The organism is Dongia rigui (assembly GCF_034044635.1).
GTDB classification, from domain to species: domain Bacteria; phylum Pseudomonadota; class Alphaproteobacteria; order Dongiales; family Dongiaceae; genus Dongia; species Dongia rigui.
Map to the genome: position 1 here is coordinate 61,525 of NZ_JAXCLX010000004.1, position 19,434 is coordinate 80,958.

General features: G+C 62.2%; 17 protein-coding genes. 9 read left to right on the forward strand and 8 right to left on the reverse strand.

Annotated features, from left to right (window positions below):
- Nucleotides 1-65: 65 nt before the first annotated feature.
- Both SMD31_RS19150 and SMD31_RS19155 read left to right on the forward strand, forming a co-directional pair.
- Nucleotides 66-956 (forward strand): EamA family transporter, encoded by an 891-nt coding sequence (locus SMD31_RS19150; RefSeq protein WP_320502543.1) that lies wholly within the window; start codon nt 66-68, stop codon nt 954-956.
- Nucleotides 940-2,214, forward strand: a complete 1,275-nt coding sequence (locus SMD31_RS19155) for an MFS transporter (RefSeq protein WP_320502544.1) — start codon at nt 940-942, stop codon at nt 2,212-2,214. The genes SMD31_RS19150 and SMD31_RS19155 overlap by 17 nt, the downstream gene beginning before the upstream one ends.
- A gap of 16 nt (nt 2,215-2,230) precedes the next feature.
- Here the strand turns inward: SMD31_RS19155 and betA are convergent, their stop codons facing one another.
- Nucleotides 2,231-3,898 carry a choline dehydrogenase gene (betA, locus tag SMD31_RS19160; RefSeq protein WP_320502545.1) on the reverse strand — a complete coding sequence of 556 codons (1,668 nt, stop codon included), beginning with the start codon at nt 3,896-3,898 and terminating at the stop codon, nt 2,231-2,233.
- A gap of 5 nt (nt 3,899-3,903) precedes the next feature.
- A complete protein-coding gene (betI, locus tag SMD31_RS19165; protein ID WP_320502546.1) occupies nt 3,904-4,488 on the reverse strand; it encodes a transcriptional regulator BetI in 585 nt (194 codons plus the stop codon).
- A 326-nt stretch (nt 4,489-4,814) separates the two neighbouring features.
- Here betI and choX point away from each other — a divergent pair, with 326 nt between their 5' ends.
- The 4 genes from choX (at nt 4,815) to SMD31_RS19185 (ending at nt 8,713) form a co-directional block, all read left to right on the forward strand.
- Complete coding sequence (choX, locus tag SMD31_RS19170) at nt 4,815-5,753, forward strand: choline ABC transporter substrate-binding protein (RefSeq protein WP_320502547.1); 939 nt, start codon at nt 4,815-4,817, stop codon at nt 5,751-5,753.
- 105 nt (nt 5,754-5,858) lie between these two features.
- Nucleotides 5,859-6,740 (forward strand): choline ABC transporter permease subunit, encoded by an 882-nt coding sequence (gene choW, locus SMD31_RS19175; RefSeq protein ID WP_320502548.1) that lies wholly within the window; start codon nt 5,859-5,861, stop codon nt 6,738-6,740.
- A gap of 13 nt (nt 6,741-6,753) precedes the next feature.
- On the forward strand, nt 6,754-7,995 hold the full coding sequence (choV, locus tag SMD31_RS19180) for a choline ABC transporter ATP-binding protein (protein WP_320502549.1): 1,242 nt from the start codon (nt 6,754-6,756) through the stop codon (nt 7,993-7,995).
- Between the two features lie 4 nt (nt 7,996-7,999).
- Nucleotides 8,000-8,713: an HAD family hydrolase gene (locus SMD31_RS19185; RefSeq protein WP_320502550.1), complete on the forward strand. Its 714-nt coding sequence runs from the start codon at nt 8,000-8,002 to the stop codon at nt 8,711-8,713.
- 9 nt (nt 8,714-8,722) lie between these two features.
- On the opposite strand, the gene SMD31_RS19190 is transcribed toward SMD31_RS19185, so the two are convergent.
- Together SMD31_RS19190 and rnd are read right to left on the reverse strand one after the other, a co-directional pair.
- Complete coding sequence (locus SMD31_RS19190) at nt 8,723-9,505, reverse strand: carnitinyl-CoA dehydratase (RefSeq protein WP_320502551.1); 783 nt, start codon at nt 9,503-9,505, stop codon at nt 8,723-8,725.
- A gap of 61 nt (nt 9,506-9,566) precedes the next feature.
- Nucleotides 9,567-10,745 (reverse strand): ribonuclease D, encoded by a 1,179-nt coding sequence (rnd, locus tag SMD31_RS19195; protein WP_320502552.1) that lies wholly within the window; start codon nt 10,743-10,745, stop codon nt 9,567-9,569.
- Nucleotides 10,746-10,922: 177 nt separating this feature from the next.
- Here rnd and aspS point away from each other — a divergent pair, with 177 nt between their 5' ends.
- From aspS to SMD31_RS19210, 3 genes are all read left to right on the forward strand, one after another.
- Complete coding sequence (gene aspS, locus SMD31_RS19200; RefSeq protein ID WP_320502553.1) at nt 10,923-12,704, forward strand: aspartate--tRNA ligase; 1,782 nt, start codon at nt 10,923-10,925, stop codon at nt 12,702-12,704.
- 118 nt (nt 12,705-12,822) lie between these two features.
- The gene (locus tag SMD31_RS19205; protein ID WP_320502554.1) at nt 12,823-13,860 is read left to right on the forward strand and encodes an agmatine deiminase family protein; all 1,038 of its coding nucleotides are present in this window, start codon (nt 12,823-12,825) and stop codon (nt 13,858-13,860) included.
- A 9-nt stretch (nt 13,861-13,869) separates the two neighbouring features.
- Nucleotides 13,870-14,499, forward strand: a complete 630-nt coding sequence (locus tag SMD31_RS19210; protein ID WP_320502555.1) for a nucleoside triphosphate hydrolase — start codon at nt 13,870-13,872, stop codon at nt 14,497-14,499.
- Here the strand turns inward: SMD31_RS19210 and SMD31_RS19215 are convergent.
- From SMD31_RS19215 to argS, 4 genes are all read right to left on the reverse strand, one after another.
- Nucleotides 14,493-15,626: an aminotransferase class I/II-fold pyridoxal phosphate-dependent enzyme gene (locus SMD31_RS19215; RefSeq protein WP_320502556.1), complete on the reverse strand. Its 1,134-nt coding sequence runs from the start codon at nt 15,624-15,626 to the stop codon at nt 14,493-14,495. The genes SMD31_RS19210 and SMD31_RS19215 overlap by 7 nt on opposite strands.
- Before the next feature lie 12 nt (nt 15,627-15,638).
- Nucleotides 15,639-16,268, reverse strand: a complete 630-nt coding sequence (locus SMD31_RS19220) for a helix-turn-helix transcriptional regulator (RefSeq protein ID WP_320502557.1) — start codon at nt 16,266-16,268, stop codon at nt 15,639-15,641.
- Between the two features lie 778 nt (nt 16,269-17,046).
- Nucleotides 17,047-17,583, reverse strand: a complete 537-nt coding sequence (locus SMD31_RS19225; RefSeq protein ID WP_320502558.1) for a GNAT family N-acetyltransferase — start codon at nt 17,581-17,583, stop codon at nt 17,047-17,049.
- A complete protein-coding gene (gene argS / locus SMD31_RS19230) occupies nt 17,583-19,346 on the reverse strand; it encodes an arginine--tRNA ligase (RefSeq protein ID WP_320502559.1) in 1,764 nt (587 codons plus the stop codon). The genes SMD31_RS19225 and argS overlap by 1 nt, the downstream gene beginning before the upstream one ends.
- Nucleotides 19,347-19,434 lie beyond the last annotated feature (88 nt).

Here is a 19,434-nt window from a genome sequence, read left to right on the forward strand (position 1 = left end):
GCCTTGTCATCGAATCCGGAACCGGGGCAAAGTAGCACAGATTTGCACCCCGCTGGGGACAGGTGATGAAACCGGTACATATTGCATTGGCGCTCCTGGTGGCGGCCCTGTGGGGCATCAATTTCGTTGCCATCAAGATCGGGCTGAAGGACTTCCCACCCTTTCTGTTGTCGGCGCTGCGTTTTGCAGCCGTTGCCATGCCGATGCTGTTTTTCGTCGGCAGGCCCTGTGTCAGCTGGCGCTGGATTTTGTCGATCGGCTTTGTTCTCGGCGTCGTCAAATTCGGGCTGCTGTTCCTCGGTATGGATCTCGGCATGCCGGCCGGGCTTTCCTCCCTGGTGCTGCAGGCGCAGGCGCTATTCACCGTTGTCTTTGCGATGCTGTTCCTGGGCGAGCGGCTGCGCACGGTCCAGGCCATCGGCATTGCGCTTGCTGCCGGCGGCCTCATTCTGATCGGGATCGAGCGCGCGCAGGAGACAAGCCTTGTCGGCCTGGTCCTGGTGGTTGCCGCCGCCTGTGCCTGGGGCTACGCCAATATCCTGATGAAGCAGGCCAAGGCGCCGAACATGCTGAACCTGATCATTTGGGTCGCGGTCATCCCGCCGCTGCCGATGGCATTGTTGTCCTGGACCTTCGAGGGGACCGAGCGCATCGCTGCCTCTCTCACCGCCCTGTCTTGGAGCGGGGTCCTATCCGTGCTCTACATTGCCTGGGCCTCGACCATCGTCGCGTTCACGCTTTGGGTCTATTTGCTGCGACTCTATTCGGCCAGCGTCGTGGCACCGTTCTCCCTGATGGTGCCGATTTTCGGGATCGCAGCTTCGGCGTTGGTTCTGGGCGAAAAATTGTCGCTGCTGGAGGTTGCGGCGGGCGTTCTGACGCTTATAGGGTTACTGTGCGTCGTTCGCGCTCCCAAAACACTTACTCAGGTTGCCGCCAGTGCTGCTCGTTCTTAGGCCCGTCTTCTCGCTTCTATTCGGCTGCGGTCTGCTGGTTTTGGGCAACGGCCTGATCGGCATTCTTCTGCCCGTGCGCTTAGGCATCGAACAGGTCTCGGCCGATATCTCCGGCCTCGTCATGTCGGCCTATTACCTGGGCTTCATGATGGGCAGCGTCTCTGGCCAGGGCATCATCCGGCGCGTCGGGCATATCCGCGCCTTCGCGGCTTTTGCGGCGCTGGCCACCGCCACGTCCCTCGTGCATGCCCTGGTCTTCAACGTGGCCCTCTGGGCGGTGCTGCGCATCCTGACCGGTTTCTGCATCGCGGCCCTCTATGCGACGATCGAGAGCTGGCTCAATGTGAAGGCCAGCAATGAAGGGCGCGGCCAGATTCTCTCGATCTATCTGGTGACGACCTATCTCGCCTCGCTGATCGGCCAGCTGCTGATCAATGCCATCGAGATCGAAGGGCTGGGCCTCTTCTGCCTCGGTGCCTTGCTGATGGCGCTGTCGCTGGTCCCCGTGGTGTTGACGCGCGTCGCCGGGCCGGAACTCGGCGGCGTCAAGCGGCTGGGCCTGCGCGTTCTTTACAAGGCATCGCCGCTGGGTGTCGTGGCGACCTGGGGTGCCGGCATGCTGTCCGGCGCCTTCTATGCTTTGGGCGCCATCTATGCCGGCAGTCTGCATCTCAGTGTCTTGCAGATATCGCTTTTCATGGGCGTGCCGATCTTCGGCGGGCTCGTGCTGCAATGGCCGATCGGGCGCTTGTCCGATCGCTATGACCGCCGCACCGTTCTGCTGGGCGTGCTGGTGATGTGCGTGCTCTCAAGTGTCGTCTTGAGCATCTTCAGCTTCGGCGGCGCATCGCTGACCACCTTGTTGATCGCCGTCGTGTTCCTAGGTGGTGCGCTCGCCACGATCTATCCGATCGCGGTGGCGCAGGCCTATGACTATGTCGATCGCTCCGACATGGTGGGCGCTTCCGGCGGGCTGCTGCTGGTCTGGGCCATCGGCGGTACGGTCGGCCCGCTGGTGGCATCGTTCTTCATGGGGCGTTTCGGGCCGTCGGCGTTGTTCGTCTATTTGGCTGTCGTCGGCTCCGCCATTGCCGCCTTCACCGCCTATCGTATGCTCCGCCGCCAGGCACTGCCGTCTGCCGAGCAGACGAATTTCGTGCCGATGCAGACGACCTCCGCCATCGCCAACGCGCTCGACCCGCGCACTGATCCGTTGCCGGAGTTCTATTACAACGACGAAGACCCGGGCGACCGTTAGGCCGCCCGGGACTTTTTCAGCGTTGCGACGTCTGCCAGTTCGGCGACTGCCAGACCGGCGCGTTGGCCGGGGGCAGGGGTGTTTTGCCGCGGATCATGTCGCTGCACTTCTCCGCCATCATGATGGTCGGCGCGTTGAGGTTGCCGCTGACGATCGAGGGCATGATCGAGGCATCCGCGACTCGCAGGTTCTCGATGCCGTGTACGCGCGCTTGCGGATCGACCACCGCCATCTCGTCCGTGCCCATCTTGCATGAGCAGGACGGGTGATAGGCGCTGTCGCCGCGGCGGCGGATGAAGGCGTCGATCTCGGCATCCGTCTTGACGCTTTCGCCCGGGTTGATCTCCGGCCCGCGATAGGGATCGAAAGCCTTCTGCGCGAAGATCTCACGCGTCAGTTTCACGGCGTCGCGGAACTCGCGGCGATCGTTTTCCGTCTGCAGGTAGAATGGCTGGATGCGCGGGTGATCCTTGGGGTTGTTCGACTTCAACTTGATCCAACCGCGCGCTTCCTGGCGCATATTGCCGATATGCACCTGATACGCATGGCTGGTGCCGTTGACGCGGCCGTGGTCGTTGACCGTCGACGGCAGGAAATGGAACTGCAGGTTCGGGTGCTCGATGCCGGCCGACGAGCGGATGAAGCCGCCGGCCTCCAGCTGCGCCGAGGCGCAAACGCCTTTGTGATCCAGGAACCAGCGCATGCCGGCCAGCACCATCGGGACCGGCTTCGTGTAGGTGTAGAGCGTGATCGGCTTGGTGCATTGCTGCTGGATATACATCTCCAGATGTTCCTGCAGGTTCTGACCGACGCCGGGCAGGTCATGCTTCACCTCGACCCCAACCTCGCGCAGATGATCCGCTGGACCGATGCCGGACAGCATCAACAATTGCGGTGAGTTGATGGCGCCACCGGAACAAATGACCTCGCGCTCCGCCCGGTAACGCTTGATCTCCCCGTTCTGCTCGAACTCGACACCGACGGCGCGCTTCCCTTCCAGGATGATGCGGGTGGTGAAGGCGCGTGTTTCGACGGTGACATTCGTGCGTTTTTCCGCCGGTCGCAGGAAGGCCTGGGCCGCGGACCAGCGACGACCGTTCTTGATCGTCATGTCCATGCGGCCGACGCCTTCCTGGCGATAGCCGTTCATGTCCTCGGTAAAGGCGTAGCCGGCCTGCTGCGCCGCTTCGATCCAGGCGTCGAACAGCGGGTTCTGCTGATCGCCGGTGTGCACATTGAGCGGCCCGCTATCGCCGTGATAGGCATCGCCGCCTTTTTCGCGCGTCTCGGCGCGTTTGAAATATGGCAGGATCTCCTGGTACGACCAGCCGGGGCAGTTCTCCTTGAAGGCCCAGCGATCGTAATCGAGCGCATGGCCGCGGATATAGACCATGGCGTTGAGCGATGACGAACCGCCCAGAACGCGACCGCGCGGCCAATACATGACGCGGTTGTCCATATAGGGCTGGGGTTCCGTGTGGTAGTACCAATTGTACTTGTCGTGGCACAAATTATACATCAGCGCCGCCGGCATATGGATCTGCCAGTTCCACCAATGATCCTTGGGCCCGGCTTCCAGCACGCAGACCTTGACGCTGCTGTCCTCGCTCAGGCGATTGGTCAGCACGCAGCCGGCCGAGCCGGCGCCGACGATGACATAGTCGAAGGTTGCGTCGAACTTCATGTGTTTCATCCCAGTTTCAAATCGAGTTTTGCGTTGAGATAGTCGAGCACCTGCAGCCGCGCTTCGCGCGAATTGGGCCCGTCTTCGGAAAGTGCTGCGCGCAGCCATAACCCGTCGATCAAGGCCGCCGTGACGCGGGCGATATGGTCGGCATCGCGCCGGCCCATCAGTTTGAGGGCATGGACGAGATTGTCGTGAAGGCGCGAAATGATGATGTGCTGTACGCGCGCGAAGCGCTCGTTCTTCGGCACCTGGGACCAGAAGGCGAGCCAGGCGGAAACGCCCTGTGGCGTGAATTGGTCGGTGCCCAGATTGCCGTCGATGACCGCGAGCAATCGCTCGATCGGTGAAGTGGCGCCTTGCAGCCGCCGCACGACGGAATCGCGCAGGCTGTCGCCCAATTGGCGCAAGGTGGCTTCGAGGAGATCGGCCTTGTCCTCGAAATAATGATGCACGATGCCGGTCGAGACGCCGGCCCGGGCGGAGATCCGCGATACGCTGCATTCGGAAAAGCCGATTTCGTGGATCGAGGCGATGGTTGCATCGATCAGCTGCCGGCGCCTGATTTCCTCCATGCCGACCTTGGGCATCGCTTACCTCGCGGAACTTTGATCCTGGCGCCTATTGCCGATGGTTTCGGCGCGGCCCACACTCGCCAGTACCCGGCGCCAGCCTATTCGGGACGCCTCGACGTCCCTTTCGGGCCAGCGACGCCACCGAAGCGAGGCATCCTGATGGTTTTATATTGGACGATCAATCAAAAAAAACCTTGGGAATTGCCGTGTAGCGACGATATTATGGCGTCCTGGCGAAACTTTTTTGCCAAATTGCCCCTAACTTTGAAGTCGCCCACAATGAAACGGCAAGAAGCGGGGCAGGCGTACGGGATGGCAACGGAAAAATGGGAGATACCTCTATGTTGATGCGTAAATTGCTCGCTGCGTCGGCGATGTCGCTGGTCATGGGCGTCGCAGCGACGGCGGCCATGGCGGCTGAGCCGGATTCCTGCAAGACCATCCGCATGGCGGATGTGGGTTGGACCGACAACACCGCGCAGAACGGCTTGCTGAAAAATGTCGTGAAGCCGCTGGGTTACGAAGTGAAGGAGGATGTGCTCGGCCTGCCGATCATCCTCGAGGGTCTGAAGAACAAGGATCTCGACCTGTTCCTTGACAACTGGATGCCCTCGAACGCCGCCAACGTGCAGCCCTATTTGGACGAGAAGTCGATCGACTCGCTGCAGCCGAACCTGGTTGGTGCCGGTTATGGCCCGGTGGTGCCGCAATACGTGGCCGATGCCGGTGTGAAGAGCCTCGCCGACCTTGCCGCCAACACGGACAAGTTCGAAGGCAAGTTCTACGGCATCGAGCCGGGCAACGATGGCAACAAGATCGTCCAGGCCAAGATCGATGACCCGGCCAACAAGCTCGATGGCTGGGAACTGGTTGAATCCTCGGAACAGGGCATGCTCGTCCAGGCCGAAAAGGCCATCAAGAACAACGAGTGGATCGTGTTCCTCGGCTGGGCGCCGCATCCGGTCATGGGCAAGATGCCGCTCGTCTATCTCTCAGGCTTCGAGGCTGACGGCTTCGGTGAAGCGAAGATCAACGCGCTGACCCGCCCGGGCTACACCACCGATTGCGCAAACATGGGCAAGCTGCTTGCGAACCTTAAGTTCGAGCTCAACATGGAATCGGCCATCATGGAAACGATCCTGGCGGGCAAGGACGGCGAGACCGCCGCCAATGAGTGGCTGAAGGCCAATCCGGCCGTGCTCGATACGTGGCTCGCCGGCGTCACCACCTTCGATGGTCAGGATGGTGCTGCTGCCGTGAAGAAGGCCCTCGGCCTCTAATCCCATCGCTGTGACTTAAGCGGCCTTGGCCAAGGTACGCCTTGCCAAGGCCGCTTTTCGTCATAAAGCTCGATATTCATCGCCGCACAATGCTGGGGGAAGAGCATGGAATGGCTGAACGAAATCGCTGACTGGATTTCCGCGCGCGACCACCGCATCCCGATCGGCGAATATGCGAAGAGCGTCGTCGAATACCTGACGACCAATTACGACAGCGTCTTCGATTCATTCACCAAGGTCTTCGAGAAGATTGTCGAAGGCACGGCTGACATCTTCATTGCCATTCCGGCACTTCTGCTCATCGTGCTGATCGCAGCCTTGGCCTATTACCTGCAGCGCAGCTGGAAATTGGTGGTCTTCGCCGTTCTCGGCCTGCTTCTGACGCTCAATTTCAACCTCTGGGAGTTGACCGTTCAGACCTTCGTGCTGGTCATCTATTCGACCCTGGTGTCGCTGCTGATCGGTGTGCCCATCGGCATCATCGCGGCCCGCCGTCCGGCCTTTTACCAGTTCCTCAGCCCGATCCTCGATCTGATGCAGACCTTGCCGACCTTCGTTTATCTGGTCCCGGTCTTGAGCTTCTTCGGCCTCGGCGTCGTGCCGGCGCTGGTCGCGACCGTCATCTTCGTGGTGCCATCGCCGATCCGTCTTACCTATCTCGGCATCAGCCAGGTTTCCAAGCCGCTGGTGGAAGCCGGCGAAAGCTTCGGCTGTACACGCTGGCAATTGCTGACCAAGGTCAAGCTGCCAGCCGCCATGCCGACCATCATGGCCGGCGTCAACCAGACCATCATGCTGTCCCTCTCGATGGTGGTCATCGCCGCCCTGGTCGGTGCCTCCAGCCTTGGCAAGCCGGTGGTTCTGGCGCTCAATCAGCGCAACGTGCCGCTCAGTGTTGAGTCCGGCCTTGGCATCGTCATCGTCGCGATCCTCTTGGATCGCATCATGAAGCAGCGGCGCCAGTCGCCGCGGCGCAAGTCGTCGTAAGCGGAGAGCAGCGATGAGCCAAATCAATGCAGTCCGCTTCGAAAACGTCGATGTCATTTTTGGTGAGCGCAGCAAGGAAGCGCTGACGCTGCTGGATGAAGGGCAGGGGCGTGACAGCATCCTGGACAAGACCGGTTCGCTGGTTGCCGTCCATGACGCCTCGCTCTTCGTCAACGAAGGCGAGATCCTCGTGCTGATGGGCCTCTCCGGCTCCGGCAAATCCTCGCTCCTGCGCTGCGTCAACGGCCTCAATCAGGTCACGCGCGGCAAGGTGATGGTGCATACCGAGAGCGGCGAGGTCGATGTGGCTTCCTGCTCCGAGGAGGCGCTCCGGCAGATTCGCCGCAAGCGGGTCTCCATGGTGTTCCAGCAATTCGCGCTGATGCCGTGGTTGACGGTCCGTGACAATGTCGGCTTCGGCCTCGACATTCGCGGCATGGCGAAGGCCGAGCGTGACCGGGTGGTCGACGAAAAGATCGCCCTGGTGCGCCTCGACAAATTTGCCGAGAAGTTTCCGCATGAGCTTTCCGGCGGCATGCAACAGCGCGTTGGCTTGGCACGGTCGTTTGCGACCGAGGCCGACATCCTCTTGATGGACGAGCCGTTCTCGGCCCTCGACCCGCTCATTCGCGAACACCTGCAGGACGAGCTCATCGAACTGCAGCGCAAGCTCAAGAAAACGATCATCTTCGTCAGCCATGATCTCGATGAAGCGCTCAAGATCGGCACGCGCATCGCCATCATGGAGGCTGGCAAGGTCGTCCAGTTCGCGGTGCCGGAGGAGATCATCCTCAACCCCGTCAATGATTACGTCCGTCAGTTCGTCGCCTCGATGAACCCGCTGACGGTGTTGAAGGGCGGCACCTTGATGCGGCCAGCAGGCGATCTCGTGCGCGAGGTTGGTTCCAGCTTCATCCAGCTCGATCGCGCCGGCCGGTGCCGTTGCCAGCTGGATGACGTGGGCCGCCCGATCAATCTCATGGTCAACGGCCGCCCGGGTGAATTCATCAGCTATTCAAGCGAACTCGACCTTGCCGCCATGGCCGACAGCAATGTGATGGTGACGGGTGTCGACCGCACGCCGATGCGGGCTGCCGTCACGGTGCGCCAGCAGACGAAGCGGCCACTGGTTCTCCTGGGTGACGATGGTTCCCTGCTGGGTGTCATCGGCGAGCATGAAATCTATCGCGGCATGCTGCGCCAGACGGAATATGCCAAAGTGAATACCTCCGGCCCCAACAAAGCGGTGGTCTGAAATCGTGCCCGAAATCTCGGATGCCATCCACGCCGTCCTGTTCGACAAGGATGGGACCCTGTTCGACTTCTACAAGACCTGGGGGCCGGTGACGGAGGAAGCCGCCTTGCTGGTCGCCAAGGGCGATCCGGTGAAGGCGCGGCATATCCTTAAGGAAAGTGGCAAGGATCTCGATACCGGGAAATACATCCCCGGCTCACCGATCGCATCGGGCAGCAACCGCGAGATTTCCGATCTGTGGACCTCGCTGGCCGGTCGCACCGACAATGACCTGGTCTATGCCGAGGTGCATGCGCTGTTCCTGAAGCGCCAGGCGACGGCGGCCACACCGGTCACCGACCTCGACGTCCTCTTCACGCGCCTCCGTGCCAAGGGCCTGTCGCTGGGTGTCGCCACCATGGACAGCGAGGAATCGGCCCGCGCCTCCATGGCCCGTTTCGGTGTCCACGGCGCCCTCGACTTCATCTGCGGTTTCGATACGGGTCACGGCGTGAAGCCCGGCGGCGGCATGGTCGAGGCTTTCGCCCGCGACATGAATCTGCGCCCGTCCATGATCGCGGTGGTGGGCGACAGCCCCCATGACATGGCGATGGCCCGGGCCGGCAAGGCGGGGAAAGCGATCGGCGTGCTGACAGGCGTATCCTTGCGCGAAAACCTGATCGATCACGGCGCCGATGTCGTCATTGCCAGCATCGCCGATCTGGAAAGCGTGCTGTAGCGCGTCGGCTCAATAGCCTTTCCAGACGGGCGCGCGCTTTTCGGCAAAGGCGCGGGCACCTTCCAGCTGATCTTCGCTGCCATAGAGTTTCGCGACACTCGGGAAGTCGCGCGTAGCGATGCGGTTCATGACGTCTTCGAAGCTGGCGGTTTCCGCTGCCCGCGCCACTTCCTTGATGGCGGCGTAGACCAAAGGCGGCCCGCCGGCCAAGATTTCAGCCAGCGCCCGGGCGCGTGTCATCAACTCGGCCGCAGGCACCACGTCATTGAGCAGGCCCCAACGTTGCGCCTCGTCCACTTCCATCCAGCGGCCAGTAAAGAGCAAATCCATCGCGATGTGATAGGGCATGCGCTTTGGCAGTTTGATGGTGGCGGCATCGGCTACCGTGCCGGAACGAATTTCCGGCAAGGCAAAGCGGGCCGTATCGGCCGCGATGATGAGGTCGGCCGAGAGGGCTAGCTCGAACCCGCCACCCACCGCCATGCCATTGACGGCGGCGATCACCGGCTTGTTAAGGTTGGGCAGCATCTGCAGGCCGCCGAAGCCGCCGACACCATAATCCGAATCGGGTGCCTCGCCGGCAGCCGCGGCCTTGAGGTCCCAGCCCGCGCAGAAGAAGCGCCCGGCGGCGGTGAGAATGGCGACACGCAAGGTCGGATCGTCACGGAAACTCGCGAACACCTCGCCCATCTGCCGGCTGGTCGGCGCATCGATCGCATTCGCCTTGGGCCGGTCGAGCGTCACTTCCAGAATGGCGCCGTTGCGGGTGACGTGGAGCGGGGCGGTGTCCATGGGATTGTCTTTCCGTCGATCTGATCCAGCGGTCCGTCGCGGCGGAGATGTGCCGCGCACGCTAATCCAGCGTGATGACCTTGACCTTCTTGCCAGCCGTGGTGAGGGCCAGCTTGCCATGCTTCAGCTTCAGAGCCTCTTCCCCGAAGACCTCTCGCCGCCAGCCCTTCAAGGCCGGGATATCGGCCTGGTCGTTGGCGGCCAGGGATTCGAGATCGCCTGAATTGGCGATGAGCTTCTGGGCGACTTCGTTTTCGTCGCAATGGAATTTGAGGAGCACGCGCAGGAGTTCGATGATCGGCCCCAATCCCGGCGGGATGTCGGGGCGCGGGTCGAGGCGCGGCGCCTCGCTCTCTGGTATCTCAAGGCCGCGCTTCACCGCCGCCAGCACGCCATCGCCGAGCTTCCCTTCCGCAAAGCTGCGCGAAAGCCCACGGCAGCGGGAGAGGGCATCGACGTCCTTGGGCGGATGGGCGGCGATCTCCAGCAGTGTCTCGTCCTTTACCAGGCGGTTCCGGGGCAGGTCGCGGGCCTGCGCCTCGCGCTCGCGCCAGGCGGCGATTTCCTTCAAGACCGCCAGGAAGCGCGGCTTGTCGCTGCGGGTCTTGAGGCGCATCCAGGCGTTTTCCGGATTGGCGCGATAGGTATTGGGATCGGTGAGAATGGCCATTTCATCTTCGACCCAATGCGCCCGGCCCGATTTCTCGACCTTGGCATTGAGCTTCTCGTAGACGGTCCTGAGATAGGTCACGTCCGAAAGGGCGTAAGAGAGCTGCTTTTCGGTCAGCGGCCGGTGCGACCAGTCGGTGAAGCGGGACGATTTGTCGATCCTTGCGCCGGCCAGTTTCGTGGCCAGCGTCTCATAGCTCGCCGCATCGCCAAAGCCGCACACCATGGCGACGACCTGGGTGTCGACCAGTGGGGTCGGCACCTTGCCCGTCATGCGCACGAAGATTTCCACATCCTGCCGGGCGGCGTGGAACACCTTGATCACCGATTCATTGGCAAGCAGGTCAAAAAGCGGTTTTAAATCAAGCCCTTCAGCCAGTGCATCGATCGCGGCGGCCTCGTTCGGGCCAGCGAGCTGCACCAGGCACAGGACCGGCCAATAGGTCTTGTCCCGCAGAAACTCGGTATCGATGGTGATAAAGGGTTCCGCCGACAGCCGCTGGCAGAAGGCGGCCAAAGTGGCTGTGTCGGCAATGACGGTGGGTTGTTGCTTCGCGCTGACCATGTTCATCAGGTTAAGCTATAGCGACAGGCGCCGAGTCAAGGGAAGTGCCTCGTTTGCAATGCGGGAATGCCGTCAGGATGGCTGGGGAAACCCTTGACATTCTGCCGCTTTCCGCGTCTTTTGCCGCCCTAATTCGCAGACCGCCCTTAACCAAAATCTGTCTGTTTTCAAGGACTTCCCAAGATGCACGCCTATCGTTCCCATACCTGCGGCCAATTGCGCGCCAAAGACACGGGCGAGACCGTCCGCCTGTCCGGCTGGATCCACCGCAAGCGCGACCATGGGAACCTGGTGTTCATCGATTTGCGCGACCATTACGGCCTGACGCAATGCGTGCTCGATATTTCGAATCCGATCTTCAGCCTCGTCGAGCAGACCCGTCTTGAGAGCGTCGTCACCGTGACCGGCAAGGTCGTGGCCCGCACCGGTGAAACGAAGAACCCGCGCATGCCGACGGGCGAGATCGAAGTCGTCATCCAGGATTACGCGGTCCAGGGCACCGCCGATGTCCTGCCGCTGCAGGTCAACAGCGATGAGGATTACAGCGAGGAGATCCGCCTCACCAACCGGTTCCTGGATCTGCGCCGCGACAAGGTCCACCGCAACATCGTGCTGCGCGCCAATGTGATCGCGAGCCTGCGTCGCCGCATGATCGCGCAAGGTTTCACCGAGTTCCAGACGCCGATCCTCACCTCGTCCTCGCCGGAAGGGGCGCGCGACTTCCTGGTGCCGTCGCGCATGCATCCGGGCAAGTTCTACGCGTTGCCCCAAGCGCCGCAGCAGTTCAAGCAGCTGCTCATGGTGGCGGGCTTTGACCGCTATTTCCAGATCGCGCCCTGCTTCCGCGACGAAGACAGCCGCGCCGATCGCAGCCCCGGCGAGTTCTATCAGCTCGATTTCGAAATGTCCTTCGTGACCCAGGAAGACGTCTTCCAGGCGATCGAGCCGGTGCTCCACGGCGTGTTCGAGGAATTCGCCGAGGACCGCGTGGTTTCGGCAATGCCCTTCCCGCAGATCCCTTATGAAGAATCCATGCTGCGTTATGGCTCGGACAAGCCGGATCTCCGCAACCCGATCCGCATCAGCGATGTGACCGAGGTCTTCCGCGGTTCGGGCTTCGGCATTTTCGCCAAGGCCGTCGAGGCGGGCTCCGTTGTGCGCGCCATCCCGGCGCCTGGCGCCGCCGCGAAGCCGCGTTCCTTCTTCGACAAGCTCAACGACTGGGCGAAGGCCGGCGGTGCCGCGGGTCTCGGCTACGTCATCTTCGAGGCGGCCGGCGCCAAGGGCCCGATCGCCAAGAATCTCGACGAAGCGCGCCTGGCGCAGCTCAAGGAACAGGCAGGCTTGAAGGACGGCGATGCCGTCTTCTTCTCCTGCGACAAGAAGCTCGCTGCCGCGAAGTTCGCCGGCTCGGTCCGCACGCGTCTTGGCGACGAGCTCGGCCTCATCGATCCGAAGAAGTTCGAGTTCTGCTGGATCGTCGACTTCCCGATGTACGAGCTCAACGAAGACACCGGCCAGATCGAGTTCAGCCACAACCCGTTCTCGATGCCGCAGGGTGGCCTCGAAGCGCTCCTCACCAAGGATCCGCTCACCATCAACGCCTACCAGTACGACATCGTCTGCAACGGCATCGAGCTGTCCTCGGGTGCCATCCGCAACCACCGTCCGGACATCATGTACAAGGCGTTCGAGATCGCCGGCTACGCGAACTCGGTGGTCGAGGAAAAGTTCGGCGGCATGCTCAACGCGTTCAAGTTCGGCGCCCCGCCGCACGGTGGCTCGGCGCCGGGCATCGACCGCATCGTCATGCTGCTCGCGGAAGAGAAGAATATCCGAGAAGTCATTGCCTTCCCGCTCAACCAGCGGGCCGAGGATTTGCTCATGCAGGCGCCGACCGAAGTACCGCCCGCGCGGCTGAAAGAATTGAGCATTCGCCTCGATTTGCCTTTGACGAAAAAGTAAGTCAGTATCCCGCAAATCCCGCGCTGTGGATGCCCCGCCGGTTCCAAGCCGGCGGGAAAAAGCTGGCCAGTCGAATGCCGGCGGGCGCCGGTGATCGGACCAATATCCAGGGGAGCGGATGTCCTTACCCTTCGATGACGGCTTCACCGTTCCGGCCGAGTGGGCTCTCCATGCCCGTTGCTGGATGGCGTGGCCGACCCGCGCCGAAAGCTGGGCCGAGCATCTGGATGCCGCGCGCGATTGCGTGGCGGAACTCGCCAACACCATCGCCGAGTTCGAGCCGGTGTCGATGATCACCAAGCCGAAAAACGTGGCCGAGGTATCGCTTGCAACGGGTTCCGGCGTCAGCCAGGTTTCATTGGCGCATGACGATTGCTGGATCCGCGACATGGGTCCGAATTTTGTCGTCAATGGCGGTGGTGACGTCGCCGGCACGGCCTGGGAATGGAACGCCTGGGGTCATCGCCATGATGATTACGAGCGTGACGCCGCCGTGGCCGACAACCTGCTCGAACATCTTCAGATGCGCCGCTATCTGGGGTCCCTCGTGCTGGAAGGTGGCGCCATCACCAGCGACGGCGAAGGCACGCTGCTGACCAGCGAGAGTGTGCTGCTCAATCCCAATCGCAACCCGGGTCTCAGCAGAGAACAGGTCGAAGAGCAGCTCATCCAGATGCTGGGTGTGCGCCACATCATTTGGCTGGGCGAGGGGTTGCAGGACGACCAGCGCGGCGGCCATGTCGAGAACCTGGCGCGCTTCGTGCGCCCGGGCGTGGTCATGGCGACGTCCTGCCTCGATCCGGCCGATCCCAATTTCAAGGTCTGTGCCGACAATCTGCAGCGCCTGCGGCAGATGCGCGACGCGGCGGGCCGCGAACTGGAGATCATCGAAGTCGAGCAGCCGCGCCCCTGCTTTGATGCCGAGGGGCGCCGCCTGGCGCTGTCATACACCAACTTCTATCTCCCGAACGGCGCTGTGATCCTGCCGGCCTTCGAAGACGGCCAGGCAGACAAGCGCGCCTATGATGTGGCGACGCGCGTTTTCAATAAGCGCGAGATTGTGCAACTGCCGGCCATCGAACTCGCCTATGGCGGCGGCGGCATTCACTCCATCTGCCTGCCGCAGCCGGCCGGCAATATCGCCAAGCCCCTCTAAGCCAACGCCGTGAATATCGACGAAGATAAGCTTGCCGCCCTGATCGCCGCTCGGGCGTCAACGGGCGGGCGTGTGATGGTCGGCATCGCCGGTCCACCGGGTGCGGGGAAAAGCACATTGGCCGAGAAGCTGTGCCGGCGCCTCAATCGCGAGATCGAAGGGTCGCCCGCCGCCATCGTCCCCATGGACGGCTACCATTTCGACGACGTCATCCTCAAAGCGCGGGGCGACCACGCGCGCAAAGGGGCACCGCACACCTTCGATGCCGCGGGGTTCTATCACCTGCTGACAAGGCTGCGCAGCAACGAGCCGGAAGTGGCCTTGCCGGTTTTCGACCGCACGCAAGAGCATTCGCGGGCAGGCGCGCGTGTCGTGACGCCGGCGCAACGCATCCTGCTGGTGGAAGGAAACTATCTGCTGTTGAAGCAGGACCCGTGGTCGAGATTAAAGCCGCTCTTTGATCTTACCGTGTTCCTGCCCGTGCCGAAGGCGGAACTGGAGCGGCGGCTCATCCAGCGCTGGCTGGATCACGGCTACGCCCCCGACGCGGCCAAAACCAAGGCCCTCAGCAACGACATCCCCAATGCCGAGCTGGTGATGCGCGACAGTGTGCCGGCGGAATACGACCTCAGCTATTGATTGCTGCGCAGGAACGCGCGCATCGCCGCAAGACCTTCCGGCACATAAGTGCGGCCGAAGCCGATGCGGAAGCGGTCGCTGGGTGTCGAGGTGAGTTCTGAAGCATAGAGGCTTGCCGGCAGGAGCACGATGCCGGCTTCTTCGACCAGACGACGACAGAAGGTCTCGACGCCGTCTTGGCCCAGATATCGGGGATAGGCGATGCAGCCGCCATCCGGATGGCGCCAATCGAAGAGGTCCGGAAACTCGGCGAAGAACGCGTCGACCGCAACCAAATTGCTGGCAATCAGATCGCGGTTGCGGCCAATTATCTTGTCCGATGCCTTCAATGCGATGACCGCCAGATGCTCGCTGGGGCCGGCATTGCAGATGGAAAGGTAATGCTTCACGCGTTCCATCTTGTAGAGCAGGTCGTGGTCCTTCGAGGCGATCCAGCCCACGCGCAGGCCCGGCAAGCCATAGGCCTTCGACATCACGCCCAGCGTCAGGCCCCTTTCATAGGCTTCGATGGCAGAGGGCAGGCGGATCGTGGCCGATCGTTCCAGCCCGCGATAGACCTCGTCCGAGAACAGCCAGATGCCGTGCTGCCGGCACAACGCCACCAGCCCGTCAAAGGTCTGGCGGTCGATCACCTTGCCGGTTGGGTTATGGGGGAAGTTGACGGCGATGAGCTTCGTATTTGAGCGAATGGCTGCCTTGACCTTGTCGAGGTCGAGTGACCAATTGTTGTCGGGATCAAGCGCCACGCCGGTTGTGGCACATAATGCCTTGGGCAGTTCCTCGCTCGACTGGTAATTGGGCGTCACGACGATGGCATGATCGCTCTTCTCCAGCAGCGCATGCATGGCGCAGAAGATGCCTTCCTCGGCACCGGCAAAGGCCAGGATGTCTTCTGGCGTGACACCTTGATAGGTCGCAGCCACGGCGGCGCGCAACGGCGCGGTGCCGGTCGGTTCGATATAATGCAGCGGCAACTCGTCCCAGGCGGCGCGATCTTCCGGGGTCGCCATCGCCAGCAGTTCCTTGAGGCTCAGCGTCTGCATGTCCGACGCCGTCATGTGATAGCGGCAGGCGAACTCCCATTTGCCAAGATAGGTCTCAAGGCGAAAGTCGGGCAGCATGGTCATGGCGTCATTTCCTCAAGAGCTGCGGGCATCGCCGAGCAGGTTGTAGATGGTGGCGCGCGACACGCTGAGCGCGTCGGCGATGTGCTGCGCGGCGTTGCGCGTGGCAAATAGATTGCGGGCGTCCAGCGCGCCCATCAGCGCCACGCGATCGGCACGGTCCAGCGCCTTCAAGGTCAATTGCCGCTCCTCAAGGAAGGCGCGAATGCCCAGATTGATCTGCTCGCGCCAATCCTGTGCAAAGATCGGCTCAGGCCGCGGCTGCTCCGCCTGTGTGAAGGCGCCCAGGAGCGCTATCGCCTTGTCGAAGACGGCGAGGTCGAAATTGATGCAGAGCAGGCCGATGCGACGGCCGGCCTCGTCTTTCAGAATAGCGCTCACCGACTTCAACCGGCCGCCGTCCGGCGCTGCCTTCTCATAAGGACCATAGACATCCTTCTCGCCGATCAGTTCCGGATCGTCACCCAGATGCGATGGATCGCCGACCTTGCGCTTGGAAAAGGCATTCCAGATACCGGCCACGCGGTCGCTGCGCAGATCATGCACCACCACCTCCGCCTGCGGCGCGAGGAGTGCCGCGATGGCGGCAGCCGTCGGGAAGTGCAGGGCAAGGGCGCCGGGAGAGGTTCGAAGGTTGCGGCTCATGTGACGATCGATAGTCTAATTTAGACATAGTGTCAAATTCATCCCATTTCCTCGCCGACAGCGGAGAAGCGCCCGATGGATCCCCGCTTTCGCGGGGATGACAATGAGGGACGTGCCCCCTCCCGCCCACCTTCTTTGTTATCCCCGCCACTACTGTCATCCCCGCGAAAGCGGGGATCCATGGAGCGTCCAGGTGAGGTCCAACCCAGCAAGTTCCTCAAATGTTCTTGACAAACATCTAGGAATTTGATACTAGTTGAGATGTGCACACACATTCTCCCGGTGCCCATCCGGGACCGCTCGGTTGCCCATCGGCGCAAGCCTCTTTCGAGGCGCAGGCCGACCATATCGGCTCCCCTTTCTTTTGTGGGAGCGGCCCCGGCCGGTGGCTTTAAACCGGCCTCCCGGATCGGACGGATGAGCGATCCCCCGAGCGCCATGGGGTGACAAGGGCGTCCATCAGGGCCACGGTGGAAACGAGGGCCCCCGCCGGATCCGATGCGGTGACCGGATCCCCTCCCGGATTGCAGGAAGCAATCCGCGTCACGGCCGACACGCACGGCCGGCTCACCTGTCCGAGCGGCGCCGAATGGGGATCGAGAGAGATACGAAGAAGCGTTCGAGAGAAGCCGGCAGAAGATCATCGCTTTCGCCCCCCTCCCGACCTCCCCCCTGGAGGTGGGAGGAGAAGTCGTCGCGATTACCTCGTTCCAAAGCCCTCCCACCTTCAGGGGGGAGGGTTGGGTGGGGGGCGCCCAGTGACGGGCGTAACATCTAATTAATTGCGCCGCTTTCGATAGAGCACGTGCCGCCGCAACGGATGATCCACCGCCAGCATCGGGTGATCGAAATCATCGCGCACATCATGCGCGAAGCCCAGCCGCTCCATGACGGCGCGGGAGCGCGTGTTGCTGGTAGTCGTGAAGGATACGATCTCGGCAAGCCTTAGTGTCTCGAAGCCGAAGCCGAGCGCCGCGCCGGCTGCTTCGGTCGCATAGCCATGTCGCCACTGATCAAAGGCAAGACGCCAGCCAATTTCGACACAAGGGGTGAAATGCGCCTCGAAGCGGGGCTGTGATAAACCGACAAAGCCGATGAAGTCGGCGGCACCCGGAACCTCGACGGCCCACAAGCCCCAACCGTGCTCGTTCATATGGGCGATGATGCGGTCGGCGAAAGCGTCGCTCTCCGCGCGGCTCATCGGCCCGGCAAGTGTTGCGTAGACGCGCGGGTCGCTGTTGAGTGCTGCGAAAGGCGCCTTGTCCGTCTCCCGCCACGGCCGCAGCAGGAGCCGCGCCGTGACGAGAGTGGCCATTACATCCGGTCCGGCACGCTGATGCCAAGAAGCTCGAGGCACAGCTCCAGCTCTTTCAGCACCAGTTCAGCCAAGGCGAGGCGCGAGCGGCGGCGGGCGACGTCCGGCTCGGAGAGCATATGAAAGGCGCTGTAATAGGAGCTGAATGTCTGCGCCAGGTTGAAGGCAAAATCGGCGATGCGGTTCGGCGCCAGTTCGGCATAGGCCGAGGCGATGGCGTCCGGCATGTGCCCCAGCATGAGGACCAGATCCCGCTCGCCTGTCTCCGGCGGCAGAATGGCGCCTGGCTTATCGCCTTGCGCTTCGGCTTTTTTGAGCAGCGACTTCACGCGCACGGCAGCGTAGAGCAGATAGGGTCCGGTCTTCCCTTCGAAGCGCGAGAAGCGGTCGATGTCGAAGACGTAATTGGCGATCGGGTTGTTGCTCAAGTCGGCGAATTTCAGCGCCGAGACGCCGACCTTCTTGGCGATGTCGTCGCGTTCCGCTTCCGAGTAATCGGCGCCAAGGCCATGCTCGTTGAGTTTCTTCAGCGCCTCGCCCGACATCATCTGGATGAGGTCATCAAGACGCATGACACCGCCGGCGCGCGTCTTGAACGGCTTGCCGTCGGTGCCGTTCATCGTGCCGTAGCCGAGATGGAACAGGCTGCCCTTGCCATTGATGCCGGCCTTGATCGCGGCACGGAACACCTGCACGAAATGCAGGCCCTGGCGATGGTCGACGACATAGATGGAGCGGTCCGGGTTCTGGCAGTTGACGCGGTCGACGATGGTCGCAAGATCCGTGGTGCCGTACATCGCCGCACCATCCGATTTGATGAGGATCAGCGGCGGGATGTCCTGCTTGTCGGTCTCTTCCTTCACCGGCACGATGAGGGCGCCCTTGTCCTCGATGGCGATGCCCTTCTTCTTCATCTCTTCGACCATCGGCGGGATGAGGTCGTTGACGCAGGCCTCGCCCTTCCACAGATCGAAATAGACGCCGAGATTGCCATAGTCGCGCTTCATCGCATCGACCGAGATGTCGAAGAAGTGCCGCCACACGGCGCGATAACCGGGGCGGCCGTCTTGCAATTCGGCCGTTGCCTGGCGCGCGCGGTCGAGGCGCGCGGGGTCCGCTTTGCAATCGCCCGAGGCCTTCGGATACATCTCCTCGAGCTCGGCCAAGGTGACCGGGCTGTCCTTGGGATAAGGCCCGGTGAAGTTGGCGTCGAAATAGGGGAGGTCGGGGCGGCGGATCTCAAGCTCCGAGATCAGCATGCCCATCTGCAGACCCCAATCGCCCATATGCACATCGCCGATGGTTTCATCGCCGACGAACTTGAAAATGCGGCGAATGGAATCGCCGATGATGGCGGCGCGCAGATGGCCGACATGCATCGGCTTGGCGATATTCGGTCCGCCGTAATCCAGCACGACGACCTCGGGCTTGGCCTTCACCGGCTGGCCAAGGCGCGGGTCGCCGGCGACGCGGTTCATCGCCTCGCCGAGATAGTCATCCGTGACGCTGAGATTGATGAAGCCCGGCCCGGCCAGCGAGACGTCGCGCAGGATCGGATTGGTCTTGAGTGCCTCAGCCACCTTCTCGGCGATCGCGCGCGGGTTCTGCTTGGCGGCCTTGGCGGCGGCGAGCGCCCCATTGCACTGGAACTGGCCCAGATCCGGGCGGCCGGACACGATCACCTGGCCAAAGGCCGGATCGAGCCCCTGGTCCTTGAACACGGAACCGGCAATGTCGCTGAGCTGGGCGGTAAGGGAGGTCATATCTTTTCTAACTATCTATCTAATCTCAGAAAAACGTCATCCCCGGGCCCACTCTTGATATTCGAGAATGGCCGGGGATCCACGTCTT